General features: G+C 38.7%; 13 protein-coding genes. 8 read left to right on the forward strand and 5 right to left on the reverse strand.

Annotated features, from left to right (window positions below; translation table 11 throughout):
* Nucleotides 1-137: 137 nt before the first annotated feature.
* From PI85_RS00005 to PI85_RS00015, 3 genes are read right to left on the reverse strand one after another with little or no spacing between them, the layout of a single operon-like run.
* Nucleotides 138-935, reverse strand: coding sequence for an ABC transporter ATP-binding protein (locus PI85_RS00005; protein WP_036119819.1), 798 nt, complete (start codon nucleotides 933-935; stop codon nucleotides 138-140).
* Nucleotides 936-950: 15 nt separating this feature from the next.
* Entirely contained in the window at nucleotides 951-2,006 is a 1,056-nt protein-coding gene (locus PI85_RS00010) for an iron chelate uptake ABC transporter family permease subunit (protein ID WP_042737434.1), read from the reverse strand.
* Nucleotides 2,006-3,007: an iron ABC transporter permease gene (locus tag PI85_RS00015; RefSeq protein WP_036119816.1), complete on the reverse strand. Its 1,002-nt coding sequence runs from the start codon at nucleotides 3,005-3,007 to the stop codon at nucleotides 2,006-2,008. The genes PI85_RS00010 and PI85_RS00015 overlap by 1 nt, the downstream gene beginning before the upstream one ends.
* Before the next feature lie 146 nt (nucleotides 3,008-3,153).
* Between PI85_RS00015 and PI85_RS00020 the strand changes: the two genes are divergently transcribed.
* Entirely contained in the window at nucleotides 3,154-4,149 is a 996-nt protein-coding gene (locus tag PI85_RS00020; protein ID WP_036119813.1) for an ABC transporter substrate-binding protein, read from the forward strand.
* Between the two features lie 117 nt (nucleotides 4,150-4,266).
* Nucleotides 4,267-5,475 carry a diaminopropionate ammonia-lyase gene (locus PI85_RS00025; protein WP_036119810.1) on the forward strand — a complete coding sequence of 403 codons (1,209 nt, stop codon included), beginning with the start codon at nucleotides 4,267-4,269 and terminating at the stop codon, nucleotides 5,473-5,475.
* Between the two features lie 65 nt (nucleotides 5,476-5,540).
* Here the strand turns inward: PI85_RS00025 and PI85_RS00030 are convergent, their stop codons facing one another.
* Nucleotides 5,541-6,854 carry a trypsin-like peptidase domain-containing protein gene (locus PI85_RS00030; protein WP_036119807.1) on the reverse strand — a complete coding sequence of 438 codons (1,314 nt, stop codon included), beginning with the start codon at nucleotides 6,852-6,854 and terminating at the stop codon, nucleotides 5,541-5,543.
* 176 nt (nucleotides 6,855-7,030) lie between these two features.
* Here PI85_RS00030 and PI85_RS00035 point away from each other — a divergent pair, with 176 nt between their 5' ends.
* The 3 genes from PI85_RS00035 (at nucleotide 7,031) to PI85_RS00045 (ending at nucleotide 9,293) form a co-directional block, all read left to right on the forward strand.
* Complete coding sequence (locus PI85_RS00035) at nucleotides 7,031-7,792, forward strand: MerR family transcriptional regulator (protein ID WP_036119804.1); 762 nt, start codon at nucleotides 7,031-7,033, stop codon at nucleotides 7,790-7,792.
* A 73-nt stretch (nucleotides 7,793-7,865) separates the two neighbouring features.
* Nucleotides 7,866-8,318, forward strand: a complete 453-nt coding sequence (locus tag PI85_RS00040; protein WP_036119801.1) for a TraR/DksA C4-type zinc finger protein — start codon at nucleotides 7,866-7,868, stop codon at nucleotides 8,316-8,318.
* Nucleotides 8,319-8,363: 45 nt separating this feature from the next.
* Complete coding sequence (locus PI85_RS00045; protein ID WP_036119799.1) at nucleotides 8,364-9,293, forward strand: dipeptidase; 930 nt, start codon at nucleotides 8,364-8,366, stop codon at nucleotides 9,291-9,293.
* 12 nt (nucleotides 9,294-9,305) lie between these two features.
* Here the strand turns inward: PI85_RS00045 and PI85_RS00050 are convergent, their stop codons facing one another.
* On the reverse strand, nucleotides 9,306-10,223 hold the full coding sequence (locus PI85_RS00050) for a 1,4-dihydroxy-2-naphthoate polyprenyltransferase (protein ID WP_036119796.1): 918 nt from the start codon (nucleotides 10,221-10,223) through the stop codon (nucleotides 9,306-9,308).
* 248 nt (nucleotides 10,224-10,471) lie between these two features.
* Here PI85_RS00050 and PI85_RS00055 point away from each other — a divergent pair, with 248 nt between their 5' ends.
* The 3 genes from PI85_RS00055 to menH are packed head-to-tail and all read left to right on the forward strand — an operon-like array spanning nucleotide 10,472 to nucleotide 14,371.
* A complete protein-coding gene (locus tag PI85_RS00055; protein ID WP_036119793.1) occupies nucleotides 10,472-11,857 on the forward strand; it encodes an isochorismate synthase MenF in 1,386 nt (461 codons plus the stop codon).
* Nucleotides 11,850-13,565, forward strand: coding sequence for a 2-succinyl-5-enolpyruvyl-6-hydroxy-3-cyclohexene-1-carboxylic-acid synthase (gene menD, locus PI85_RS00060; RefSeq protein ID WP_036119790.1), 1,716 nt, complete (start codon nucleotides 11,850-11,852; stop codon nucleotides 13,563-13,565). Before PI85_RS00055 ends, menD begins: the two co-directional genes overlap by 8 nt.
* The gene (gene menH / locus PI85_RS00065; protein ID WP_036119787.1) at nucleotides 13,562-14,371 is read left to right on the forward strand and encodes a 2-succinyl-6-hydroxy-2,4-cyclohexadiene-1-carboxylate synthase; all 810 of its coding nucleotides are present in this window, start codon (nucleotides 13,562-13,564) and stop codon (nucleotides 14,369-14,371) included. The genes menD and menH overlap by 4 nt, the downstream gene beginning before the upstream one ends.
* The last annotated feature ends 34 nt before the right edge of the window (nucleotides 14,372-14,405 follow it).

The raw sequence follows: 14,405 nt of genomic DNA on the forward strand, positions 1-14,405 counted from the left end.
GAATCCCGTACGGGTCATACTAAGTGCAGTAGATGAATTTACATCTACTGCACTTTTTTTATGAACTGAAAAGAAAAGGTAACAATAAAGCCTTCGCCAGATAATCAATCTGCGAAGGCTTGTTGTTTTTTGAAGACTTACGTAATATTTCGTCCTTTACCATAAGGAATACATAAAGGTGTTCCAAAGATTGGATCTGATGTCATTTGACATTCAAGATCAAATACATGGCTAACTAATTCTGTCGTCATGATCTCTTCAGGCTTACCTTGGCGATAAACTCCTCGATCACGTACAGTAATGATATGATCGGCATAACGACAAGCAAGGTTTATATCATGTAAGACCATAATAATTGTTCGCTTTTGCTGTTGATTTAATTCAAATAATAAATCTAACACTTCTATTTGATGAGTTAGATCTAAATAGGTTGTAGGCTCATCTAAAAGAATAATATCTGTATCTTGAGCAAGTGTCATAGCAATCCATGCACGTTGACGTTGCCCACCTGATAGCTCATCTACTGGTTTATCTCGTAATTGCTCCGTACCTGTTGCTTTTAAGGCGTTTAGCACAATTTCCTCGTCCTTCTCCGTCCATTGCTGGCGCCAACTTTGATAAGGAAATCGTCCTTGTTTAACGAGCTGTAGGACCGTTAAGCCTTCTGGTGCTACTGGTGATTGAGGAAGTATAGAAAGGTTTTTAGCTACTTGCTTTGTAGATAGTTTAAAAATATCTTCGCCATCTAATAACACAGATCCTTTTTTGGGCTTTAATAATCGAGCAATAGAGCGTAAAAGTGTAGATTTTCCACAGCCGTTCGCTCCAATTAAGACAGTAATTTCATTCAAAGGGATAGATAAATTGAGATCTTCGATAATATTGGAATCACCATAACTTAGTGTTAGGGATTTAGTTAATAAGGATTCAGTCATGTTGTATGGACTCCTTTATTTATTAGGATTTCTAAATAATAAATAGATAAAATAAGGAGCACCGATGGCAGCAGTAAAGACACCAGCTGGCACTTCTAAAGGGCTAAACGCAGTACGACCGATAATATCCGCAACCATTACGAGCAATGCTCCAATGGCTGCGGATGTTGGCACAAGTACTCCGAACGATGAACCAACGATACGACGTGCGATATGAGGGGCCATCAACCCTACAAATCCAATTGCCCCCGCAAAGGAAATGGCACTTGCTACTAAGCAGCAACATAAAAGAATTAAATATAGACGAGTTTTTTGAACGGATTGTCCTAATCCTGCTGCTGTATCATCACCTAATTCTTGTACATTTAACTGACGTGTAGTAAAGAACGTGACAAGTAGGAGTATTAGTATTAAGGGCACAACGATTTGAACTTGATCCCAGTCTGCGCTTTTGACGCTCCCAGTAATCCACTTATTTGCTTCACTTGCTTGATAGATTGGACCAATAATCATTAGCATGGTCGTAACGGCTTGCATCAATGCGGATACACTAATACCGATTAAAACAAGACGATTGGGCGTAACACCATCTTTCCATGCAAATAGGTAAACCAAACACCCAACTACAGTCGCACCAATAAAACCTGCTAATGGCATCCATTCTATACTGACTGTTAAAGAGTGATTAGAATCACTGAAAATGGCTAAGAAACCAACAACAGCTGCACCGCCCCCAGCAGATATTCCAATAATATCAGGAGAGGCCAGTGGATTTTTAATGATTCCTTGTAAAACGGCCCCTGCTACAGCTAGCGCCATGCCAGTAAACATGGCCATAAAAATTCGGGGCATTCGAAAATCAATAATGATCAACTGATCAAAATCAGAGCCTTGGCCGAAGAGAGTTTGTACAACTTTAATAGGACTAATAAAAGAATCACCGAATGATGCGCTAAGAAAGAAAACCGCGAGTGTTAAAAAGCTAATCACTAGTAATTTTTTCATAGCTTGTACATCTAATAAAAAAGATATTTTTTTCTGAAATAAACGGACTGTTCGTATGTTTTTCATTATTTTTTTCCACCTTTTCGCGCAAGGTAAATAAAGAATGGCGCGCCAATCATTGCGGTCATGACTCCGACTGGTACTTCTTGTGGCATGATGATATATCGAGCTGCGACATCTGCTAACAATAATAAAATGCCTCCAAGTATGGCAGCCATCGGAATAAGCCATCGATGATCTGTGCCGACAAACTTACGCGCAAAATGAGGAACTACAATGCCAATAAAACCAATGGGGCCAGCGATAGCAACAGCACCCCCTGCTAAAAAAATAACAATCAAACCTACAGTTATTTTCATTAACCCTATACGTAATCCAAGTCCTCTAGCCACATCATCTCCTAGCGCAAGAGTATTCATTTTAGGGGAAATGATTAGAGCAGCTATCCACCCGATGATTAAATATGGGAGAACTGAGAGCAGAATTTCGAGTTTTCGCCCTTGGACAGAGCCAGCTAGCCAAAACAATACTTGCTCAAGTTCTGCTTCATTTGTAGCGAGTAACCCTTGTGTAAATGATGCAAAAAGTGCACTAATGGCAGCTCCTGCTAAAGTAATTTTTACGGGTGTTACGGCATCTCTTCCGGAGAAACTGATTGCATAAACAGCTAGTGCCGCGATGGCAGCACCTAGAAAGGCGATCCATGCAAATGATTGTAAACCTGAAATATGGAAAAAAATCATGGCAAAGACAACGGCAAACCCTGCTCCAGCATTTATCCCTAATATTCCAGGAGAAGCTAAAGGATTTTTCGTTAAAGTTTGCATAAGTACACCCGTAATCGCTAACGATGCTCCAACACAACTGGCTATAAGTGCTCTTGGAATACGAACATTTTGAATAATGATATGCTCATTTGAATGGTTAAAATGAAAAAAAGATTCAAGGGTAGTTTGAATAGAAGTATTTGCATAGCCATAGACAATACTAATGCCCATGCAAAGAAGTAATAGCAAAACCCCTAAGATTAAAGCGAACGTTTTAGAATAATTATTTTTTAAAATCATGTTTAAACTATACTCTTTTCTTTCATAATTATTAAAATATGTATTGACACTGATAAGCTCATACAATAAGATTAGTAACGTTCTAAGAGACAAATGAAACTGATTTTCATTCTCGTCAATTATGCTTAAACATTTTATCATATACAATGGGGGAAGAAAAGGTGCAAAAAGAATTTCAAAAACTCTTAGTTTTGCTAGCTATTGTTGCTATTTTTGTTTTGGCAGCATGCGGTAATTCTAACGATGATAAGAAAGAAGAAAGTTCAAAAGAAAGCAATACTTACAGTGTAGAACATGCTATGGGAACAACTGAAGTAAAAGACACACCAAAGCGCATTGTTGTTTTAACAAATGAAGGAACAGAGGCGCTTTTAGCGTTAGGTATTAAGCCAGTTGGTGCGGTACAATCATGGACAGGTGATCCATGGTATGATCATATTAAGGATCAGATGGAAGGTGTCGAAGTAGTCGGCATTGAACATGAAATTAATTTAGAAAAAATTGCTTCATTAAAACCAGATTTAATCATTGGTAATAAATTACGACAAGAAAAAGATTATGCGAAACTTAGCAAAATTGCGCCAACCGTGTTCTCTGAAACACTACGTGGTGATTGGAAAGAGAACTTTGAGTTATACGCAAAAGCAGTAAATCAAGAATCAAAAGGTAAAGAAGTGTTAACAGCTTACGATGATAAGCTACAAGCGTTAAAAGAAAAACTTGGTGATCAAACAAACCAAGAAGTTTCATTTGTCCGCTTTATGGCAGATAAATCTCGTATCTATTACACAGATTCATTCTCAGGTATTATTTTTGATGCGTTAGGATTTAAACGTGTTCCAGCACAAGCAGATTTATTTAAAGATAATGCAAAGCTAGGAAACTTAGCTGTAGAGGTAGGGAAAGAAGTAATTCCTCAAATGGATGGGGATGTTATTTTCTACTTCACATACATGCCAACAGGTGATGATTCAGCATTAGCAACTGAACAAGAGTGGACACAAGATCCTCTTTGGAAAAACCTTTCTGCTGTCCAAAAAGGTAATGCACATAAAGTAGATGATGTCATTTGGAATACAGCTGGAGGAATTCTAGCTGCTGATATTATGCTAGATCAAGTAGAAGAAATCTTTGCGAAATAATTAATAGATAAGCTATACATTCATCGAAATAAGATGAGTGTATAGTTTTTTTATTTCCGTAAGAGCGTTTTGTATTTTTTAGCGAGATAGACTAAGATGTGGGAGGGGGGGATAGATATGAATGAAAAATTAAAATGGGTTCCTAATCAACATTATGTAGGGCAAGATAATGATGAACAAATAACAGCCTTGCTTTCGAATTTTACACTAGAACAAGTCAAGAAAGTTAGTCAATTCCAACGTACATATGAGAAGTTTGAAAAGACACCACTCCATCATTTAGCATCATTGGCGTCCTATATGGATGTAGAAAAAATCTGGATAAAAGATGAATCGTTTCGATTTGGTTTGAATGCCTTTAAAGTACTAGGAGGCGTTTATGCTATCGCACAATATGTTGCCAATATGCTCAATAAAGATATTGAAGATCTTTCCTTTGAACAATTAAAGTCATCAGAAATAAAAGATCAGTTGGGTGAGTTAACGTTTATTTCAACAACTGATGGGAACCATGGTCGAGGGGTAGCTTGGGCAGCTCGAGAGCTAGGTTTTCAAGCTAGAATCTATATGCCTGCTGGTAGCGCCAAGGAACGATTACAAAACATTATCAATGAGGGAGCCTATGGTGAAATCACCGCAATGAATTATGATAATACTGTTCGTTATACTTCACAGCTAGCTGAAGAGCATGATTGGGTTTTAATTCAGGATACAATGTGGGATGGCTATGAGGAAATCCCATTATGGATTATGCAGGGCTATACAACTCTAATACAAGAGGCTGTTGAAGAGTTAGAACAAGCACCGACTCATGTGTTTTTACAGGCTGGAGTAGGGTCTTTTGCAGCAGCAGTAGTTGCCTTTTTAGGACAATACTATGAGCAGGAACTGACGATTGTTTTAGTGGAGCCGCATGTAGCTAATTGTTATTATAAAAGCTTTAAAGCGGGGACCAATGAATTTGTAACTGTTGGTGGCGACATGCAAACGATAATGGCAGGGCTTGCGTGTGGCGAACCAAATCCTCAGGCGTGGCAGGTGTTAAAAGCCTATACGAAAGTAAGCATTAGCTGTGGGGAAGAAGTAGCGGCAACAGGAATGCGTATCCTTGGTAATCCATTGAACACCGATACACGCATTGTAGCAGGAGAATCGGGAGCAGCTCCATTTGGTTGTTTTTATGAAATCATGACAAATGATCGTTATAGACAATTAAAAGATTCGTTACAGTTAAATTGCGATGCGAGAGTATTATTAATTAATACAGAGGGTGACACGGATAAAGAAAATTATCGACAAATAATGTGGCATGGAAAATATCAATAGTAATTTAGACGAAAGCCATCGAGAAATTACTCTCGATGGCTTTCATCGTACAAGAAAAGATGATATTAGTGAATTTTAATAGTGGCAATTTTATAAGCACCGTATTCATCTGTGATTACAGTATACGTCTTATACCGATCGTAAAATTGATAATTACCTTGGGCATCATAGAAATCAAAAGTTTCATTCATATCAACATAGTATTGGCCATTCGAATATTGTACATCAAGCACTTCGTTGTTTGTAAAATAGAAGTAATTGCCCTGATACGCAATTTCATTTATATATTTTTCTAGTTCTTTATAAGCAGAACTACTAGGTGCAAGCATATCGGCAATCCAATAAAAATCACCTTCATTAAGGGCCATTTCATAGTATAGGCGGAATGCTTGCACGAATTGCCCTGCTAACAAATTGTCTGCTTCAGTAGTAGTTTCTGTATGACTAGCAGGTTGTTCACTGCTTTCGTATAGATTAGCAACAGAACGAACCTCATTTGCAGAAAGAGGCTGAGCAATCCACCCATCAAATTGGTCTACCATACTGTATAGAGGGATAGAGAAGGCGAAGTGTGTGCTTGTTTCGGTTGTGTAAAGTAGTGAGTTAATCCCAATTACATTTCCTGTATTGACATCCACCAAAGGACCACCACTACTGCCTTTATCAATTTGTGCATCGACCTGATATATTTGTTTGTATATAAAATTTTCAAGCTTCATATCCCGTTTATTGCCTGTTATATAGCCAATGGAGGCTGAATTTTCAAAGCCTTGTGGACTTCCAAAGGCAATGACTTCTAAGCCAATAGGTGATTCTGATGTTTCAATACCTAATGGTGCTGTGTCTTGATAGCTAGGAACATGTATTAAAGCTATATCATAACGATCAGATATACCGACTACTGTACCAGGTGATTCTTGACCCATAGAATTTCGAACCATTACTTCGACTTCACCTTGGACAACATGCGCATTAGTAATAACATACCCCCCTTTTTTATAGAGGAAGCCGGAACCTTGCGTATTGTTAGTTAGAATGGTGAATACCTTTTGCTGAATCTCCTTTATAAGAGTGACACGATCAACCTGCTGTGCATGAGCTTCTTGCTTTTTCGTCAGTTCCTCAGAGGAAACTTGCTTTGTCTCTAAATTTTGATTGTCATTTATTTCCGAGTAAGTGGCTGAATTACTTTTTTTATTGGAGAAGAAATCCCAATAGGCATAGCCCAGCCCACCAATTGCAATGAAACAGACGGACAATACGATAATGGCCCATGTTGGGATACCCTGTTTTGAGGGTGTATTTGTCAATTTAGTACCACAACCCGAGCAAAATTTACTGTCATTTAGATTCTCATGCTGACAATTTGGACATTTCATCCTATTACCCTCCTATGAAATATTTACTATTTATATCGGTTGGAAAATATAGTTTTATAGGTAGTTATGGAATTATATGAACGGACAGGATGATTATAGGAAGAGAAAAAATTTATTTTTCCTATTGACCTTAACGTTGCGTCAAAGTTTACAGTAGCAGTAATGGAGGTGAAAACATGGAATATACAATTCAAGAGCTTGCCCAATTGTCTGGTGTAAGTACGAGAACTCTACGGTATTATGATGAAATTGGGTTACTAAAACCAGCTAGAACCAATGAGGCAGGCTATCGATTTTACGGTCAATCTGAAGTCGATTTGCTGCAGCAGATTTTATTTTACCGAGCATTGGATATGAAGCTAGCAACTATTCAGGATATTATTCAAGCTCCTCATTTTCAACATTCCGAGGCGCTAAAGTCACACAAAGCTGCTCTGCTTAAACGTAAAGAACAGCTTGAGACGATCTTACAGACGGTAGAAAAAACGATATTATCAATTGAGGGGGAAAGACCTATGTCAAATGAAGAAAAATTTAATGGATTTAAAGAAAAGCTAATCGAGGATAATGAAAATAAATATGGTCAAGAAATTCGTTCCAAATATGGAGATAAAACGGTAGATGCTTCCAATGCTAAGCTCATGAATATGACAGAGGAACAATTTCAGGCAATGCAGCAATTGGAGCAGCAAATGTTTGAACGTTTAACAGAAGCAATGGAGTTGGGAGACGCAACAAGTGATATTGCAATGGAAGTCGCAGAGCTCCATAAACGATGGTTGAGCTTTTCATGGAAAGAATATTCTAAAGAGGCACATGCAGGACTCGCTCAAATGTATATAGCAGATGAACGTTTCACCGCTTATTACGACGAGCGTAGTGTAGTGGGAGCTGCGCAGTTTTTACACGATGCAATCGTAGCTTATACGAGTAAATAAATAAACCTTCCTTATGCTGATGTTTTAGAAACAATAAATTAGGAAAAAATGAAAGCATAAGGAGGAGATTTTTTTGGATCAACAAGTTATGCAAAAATTAAAAAGACAATTGGAGCAAGAATTACAAGAAATCGAAAAGCGAATAGATGAATCAGAGCGTCCCCAAGCGACAGAGCTATCAAATTATGATAATCATCCAGCTGATAATGCCAGTGATTTAACAGATCAGCTTACAGAAATGGCTATTGATGAGCATCGTGGCGACAATGCAGAGGAAATAAAAGAAGCTCTTCAAGCAATGGCTGACGGAACATATGGCAAATGTACTGTCTGTGGTAAAGAGATTCCAATTGGACGTTTAGAGGCTATGCCGCAAGCTCTGACATGTGTTGAGCATGCGGAAAAGAAAGAGGATCATTTACGACCAGTGGAGGAGGATGTGCTTTCTTCAACACCAAGATCAGATGATTTTATAGAGCTTGAAGAATTTGGTTCTTCTGATACACCACAGGATAAAAATCAGTAAGTATTTTCCTTGCTAAAGCAGTATAATAGCTGTAGAGGTGAGAAGATGAACATTATTGATTTACATTGTGATGCACTTTTGAAATTAACAACGCTTGAAGCGGCTAGTTTTGCAGAGGATGTGCGTATACACGTCAATCAAAAAAGACTGCAGTTAGGGCAAATTAAAGCTCAAGTATTCGCCATCTTTATTGACCCAGCAATCCCTCAAAACCAACAATTTCTTGAAGTCATTCGCCAAATGGAAGCATTTCATACCCACGTATTACAAACAGAGGGCATGGTGCATATTACAGATTGGGCACAGTTAGAACAATTGGCTCCCCATGAAATAGGAGCTATCTTAAGCTTAGAAGGTTGTAGCGCAATTTGCGATGATTTAACAAAGCTAATTGCTGTACTTGATGCAGGTGTCAAATTAGTCGGTTTAACGTGGAATGAAGAAAATGCTGTTGCCCATGGAGCGGAACAAGATGCAAGTCTTGGATTGAAATCATTTGGTAAAGAAGTCATTCAACTATTAAATGACCGTGATATTATTATTGATGTCTCCCATTTAAACGAACAAAGCTTTTGGGATGTGTTACCGTTAGCAAAGCATATTATCGCTAGTCATAGTAATGCACGAGCATTATGTGATCATCCTCGCAATTTAACTGATGCACAAGCGAAGGCCCTTGTAAAACATGGAGGGCATATCCATGTTGTTTATTATCCACTCTTTATTGGTGGTCAAGATGCAACACTAGAACAATTGGTAAATCATGTGGAGCATTTAGCCAATTTAGTAGGTGTCGAGCATATAGGGTTGGGCTCAGATTTTGATGGCATAGATATGACCGTAAAAGGATTAGCTCATGCGGGAGAGGCTCAAAATTTATTAGAGGCATTACGAACTCGCTTTTCAGAGGAAGAGGTACATGGCATCGCTAGTCAAAATTTCATACGGTATGTAAAAAAAGCAGCAACCCGATAAGGCTGCCGCATTTTAAAAGAAATAATCCATTAACAAACCAATTCCTAATAGGAAGCCGAAGATTGTATTCGTTTGCGCTGTATATTTCATCGCAGGCATCACTTCTTTGGCTTCTTTTTTATCTCTGAATATTTGAATGGCACGTAATGGTTTAGGGATACTTAAGAAAATAATCAAAGCCCAAAAAGTAATGCCATCAATTGCAACAAGGGCGATCACCCATAAGTATGAAACGATAAAAAATCCTGATAGCACGGAGATTGCATTATCACGTCCTACCAAAATAGCCAATGTTTTGCGTCCACCTTCTGTATCGCCAACAATATCACGAATATTATTGGATAGCATAATAGCACCAACTAAAATCATACTTGGAACGGAAAGTAAGACGGCATCCAATGTTACTGTAAGCGTTTGAATATAGAAAGCAATCAAAACGATTCCCATCCCCATTACTGCCCCAGAAATAATTTCTCCAAAAGGTGAATAGGCGATTGGATATGGCCCACCTGTATATAAGAAACCAATCAGCATACAAACTAGTCCGACAGCAGCTAACCACCATGATGTGGAGGCACATATGTAAATGCCAAGTAGCACGGCAATAGCATAAAAGCTTAGCGCAATCATCATAATCGTTTTTGGTTGTACACCATGACGGACAATCGTTCCGCCAATTCCGACAGAATGCTCGTTATCTAATCCTAATTTGTAATCATAATATTCATTGAACATATTCGTTGCTGCTTGAATAAGCATACTTGCAATGAGCATAGCAAAAAATAGTCCAAAATCAATTGTTTCTTTTTCAATTGCTAGTGCAATTGCTGTTCCTAGGAATACTGGAACAAATGAAGCGGTTAAAGTATGTGGACGTGTTAAATGCCACCAAACTTTAAAACCCCTATCAGCTTCAATGACTTTGGTCATAAGGTCTTTCTCTCCTTCAAATGTTGTCGACTCTTCTTATTTTAAACGAAGATTGAGAAAATGGGTAGGTTCACAGCTTATTACATACTGTAAAATGAAAAAAAGTGATACAATAGAACATGCATTTATGAACTGAAAATAAAAATAGGGTGGATAGCAACAGTACGAATGACACGGTTGCCAGCTCCAAAAATGATGTATTTTCGCCATCATTTATTATGTACACTGCAACAACGGAGGTAATTTTCATGCAACAGAAGTGGTACCAAGCCACAGAAGTAGAAGTGGACTCTTTGGGCCAAAGCCTTCATTTTTATATGGAAACAATGGAAGTGAGTCACCTATCTGCATTAGCATTTTATGCAGCAGGTGAAGAGTGCTATAAAGGTGAACGATTTTATTGGCAAAATAGAGAAAAAACAATGACATTAGTTGGGCTAGGACATGCCCATACCATTCAAAATAATAAAAAAAATGATCGTTTTGATGCTGTAGAAGCTGAATGGAAGGGTTTAACAAAGAACTGTCTGAAAGGACAAAGCGAGCTCCAACCTATTTTGTTCGGGGGCTTTACATTTGATCCACAAAATAATGTTGCTGGGGAATGGACGGGTTTTCCAGAGGCTTATTTTGCATTAGCGACTTTTCAGCTTGTCATACGAGATGATAAGGCATATGTGAGCATTCATCTTCTGACACAGGATCGGGATGGTGAGGCTCAGTTTGAGGCATTGAGAAAAGAGCGAGATCATTTAGTTCATGCCGCACAGGTGAAGGAAGTGAAAACGTATTCAAAGCCTGAAATATCAAGCTACTTTGAGCCTTATAAAGACCCTTATTTAGCTTCTATTGACCAAGTGACAGCATTAATTAAGCAAAAGAAAGCGGATAAGGTTGTTATTGCACGATCACTTGCACTGCAATTTAAAGAGCAAGTAACTGCTCCACAAGTGCTGTCGCAAATTATCCATGAACAACCAGAAAGTTATTTGTTCGGCTTAGAGCATGAAAATCTATTGTTCTTCGGAGCATCACCTGAGCGCCTTGTAAAAGTGGAGGGTGGTCGAGCATTTTCTTCATGTGTTGCTGGTTCAATTAAGCGAGGAAAAACAGCAGAAGAAGACGAGGCTTATGGACAAAGCTTGTTACAGGATCCAAAAAACGGAGGGGAACACCAATATGTTGTCGATATGATTGCAGACACATTCCGAAAAAATTGTGTGGATATCACCCTTCCTGAAAGTCCACGTCTATTAAAAATACGAGATATTCAACATTTATATACACCTGTCGAAGGACAGCTCAATAAGGATGCTACGATATTACAGCTCACAAAAACTTTACATCCTACTCCAGCATTAGGAGGCGTACCACGTATGGAGGCATTGGCAGCTATTCGTAAGTATGAACCGATGAATCGAGGCTTGTATGCTGCACCAATTGGCTGGTTAGATGCAGAGGGAAATGGAGAATTTGCAGTCGCGATACGGTCAGCTGCATTGCTTCATGATAAGGCTTATTTATATGCCGGTGGCGGAATTGTAGCAGATTCAGAACCACAATCTGAATATGATGAAACATTAGTAAAATTCCGTCCAATGCTTCGTGCGCTAGGAGGACAATTACATGAGTGAACGGAAAATTCTAACAGATTATGTTTATAAAATGGTCGCGTCGTTAGTACAAGCTGGGGTAGAAACTGTTGTCGTTAGTCCAGGATCACGTTCAACGCCTCTTGCCTACGCGGTCGCTTCTACAAAACAAATAAAAATGTATCGTCAAGTAGATGAACGCTCAGCTGCTTTCTTTGCTTTAGGGCTTGCGAAAGCTACTGCTAAACCTGTTGTTCTCTTATGTACATCCGGTACAGCAGCAGCAAACTACTTTCCTGCAATTGTTGAGGCAAACTATGCTCGTGTGCCGCTAATTGTCATCACGGCTGATCGACCACATGAATTACGAGAGGTAGGTGCACCGCAGGCAATTAATCAGCCTCATTTATATGGTTCACATGTGAAATGGAGTGTAGATTTTCCATTAGCAGATGGCGCTGCTCCTACATTGCCTTTTATCGAACGTCATATTGCACGAGCAGTAGCAATTGCTACCAGTGCACCTTTTGGACCAGTGCATATGAATGTTCCTTTCCGAGAGCCTTTATTAATTGATTTACAGGATGAATTGCCAACCATGACATTTAAACATAGCAGCATGGGACAATTAATCCCAACAAGCGCTGCTATGCAGGAACTTTCCTCTATTTTAACGTCGACTAAAAGAGGCTTTATTATTGTTGGAGAATTAGCACTTGGCACGGACCTAGCGTTTGTCTGGGAATTTGTACGTCAGTTGAAATGGCCAGTCATAGTAGAAAGCTTGTCAAATATGCGTGCAACTGTACCAGAGGATTGCTTACCATATCTCGTGACTACCTACGATGCCATTATGAAGAGTGAGGATTTTAAGGCACTTGTTCAGCCGGATACAGTTTTACGTATAGGGGCACAGCCTGTTTCAAAATTTATCATGCAATTTATTACAAAAACAGAGCCAAATGCTTATGTCATTATTGATGAAGATCCTATGTTTAGAGATGCTACTGGCGTATCTACACATTTTATTCATGCAAAAATCGATCAATGGTTAACACAATTAGCCATTACTAACACGGCATTTGAGGAAGCATACTTAGCCGAATGGCAAAAAGCCAATCAGTTGGCTGCTACTTATATTGAACAGTATTCAGAGATAGAAAAAGATGAAGGTGCAATGGTCAGTCGTTTACTGAAAATGATTCCTGATGGTAGCGATATATTCGTTAGCAGTAGTATGCCAGTGCGTGATATTGATACATTTTTATTAGCAACACCGAAGGATATACGTTTCTTTGCGAATCGTGGGACGAATGGGATTGATGGAGTAGTATCTACAGCATTGGGCTTTAGTGAAGGAAATGACCGAGAAACCTATTTATTGATTGGTGATTTAGCCTTTCTACATGATGTGAATGGGCTGATTGCTTCTAGATACCAAGAATGTAACTTAACCATTATTGTAATGAATAATGATGGTGGAGGTATTTTTTCATATTTACCTCAATCAACAGTAGAAGCCCATTACGAGGATCTTTTTGGCACACCGACGGCACTTGAATTCCATAATATTGCCCATATGTATAATATGGATTATATACGAGTAGATACTATCTCTGAATTATCAGAGAAGTTTTCATCTGACAAAAAACGACCTTTACGCTTAATTGAAATATTTACTGATAGAGCAGAGAACGTTCAGGCTCATCGAGCGTTATGGAATCGTATTAATGCGGAGTTTAAAGCATGAAGAGCTTATTAATCCGAGGACTTAAAACCCATGTGGACATATGGAATGAAAACGGTAGCCATACATTAGTTGCTTTACATGGATTTACGGGAAGCACGGCTACCTGGTGCAATCTGGCACGAGCTCTTCCGGATGTCCGTGTTATTGCGATTGATTTAATTGGGCATGGGCAAACAGCTACTCCAGAGCAAATTAAGCGTTTTTCAATAGAGGAACAATTACAGGACTTAGAGGAATTGTTTTGTCAGCTCCATATGGAGAAGTTTACATTGTTGGGCTATTCAATGGGAGGCAGAATTGCATTATCTTATGCCATTGCGTTTCCTGAACGTATTCAAAAGCTTATTTTAGAAAGTGCATCTCCCGGTTTACGAACAATAGAGGAAAGACGTGAACGTAGTGAGAGAGATGACATTTTAGCACAAAAAATCATCACTAATGGGTTAGTCTCTTTTGTGAATGCATGGGAGAATATACCGCTTTTTGCATCACAGCGTCATCTTCCTGACACTGTGCGAAAGGCTATTCGTGCAGAAAGACTTTCACAGAGGGAAGAAGGATTGGCTGGTAGCTTAAGAGGGGTTGGAACAGGAACCCAGCCTTCAAATTGGCACCACTTGGACCAACTAGAAATACCTGTGCTACTGATTACGGGTTCATTAGATGAGAAATTTTGTAAAATTGCACTAGAAATGAAAGCGCTATTAAAAACTGTTAGGCATATGACAGTAATTGATGCTGGACATGCAATTCATGTGGAAAATCCCGCTGAGTTTGCTACAATAGTAGAGGAGTATATAACGTAATATTATACTTGTTACGTTAGCGCCTCGATAATAA

Source organism: Lysinibacillus sp. A1, assembly GCF_000801965.1.
In the GTDB taxonomy this organism is placed as follows: Bacteria; Bacillota; Bacilli; order Bacillales_A; family Planococcaceae; genus Lysinibacillus; species Lysinibacillus fusiformis.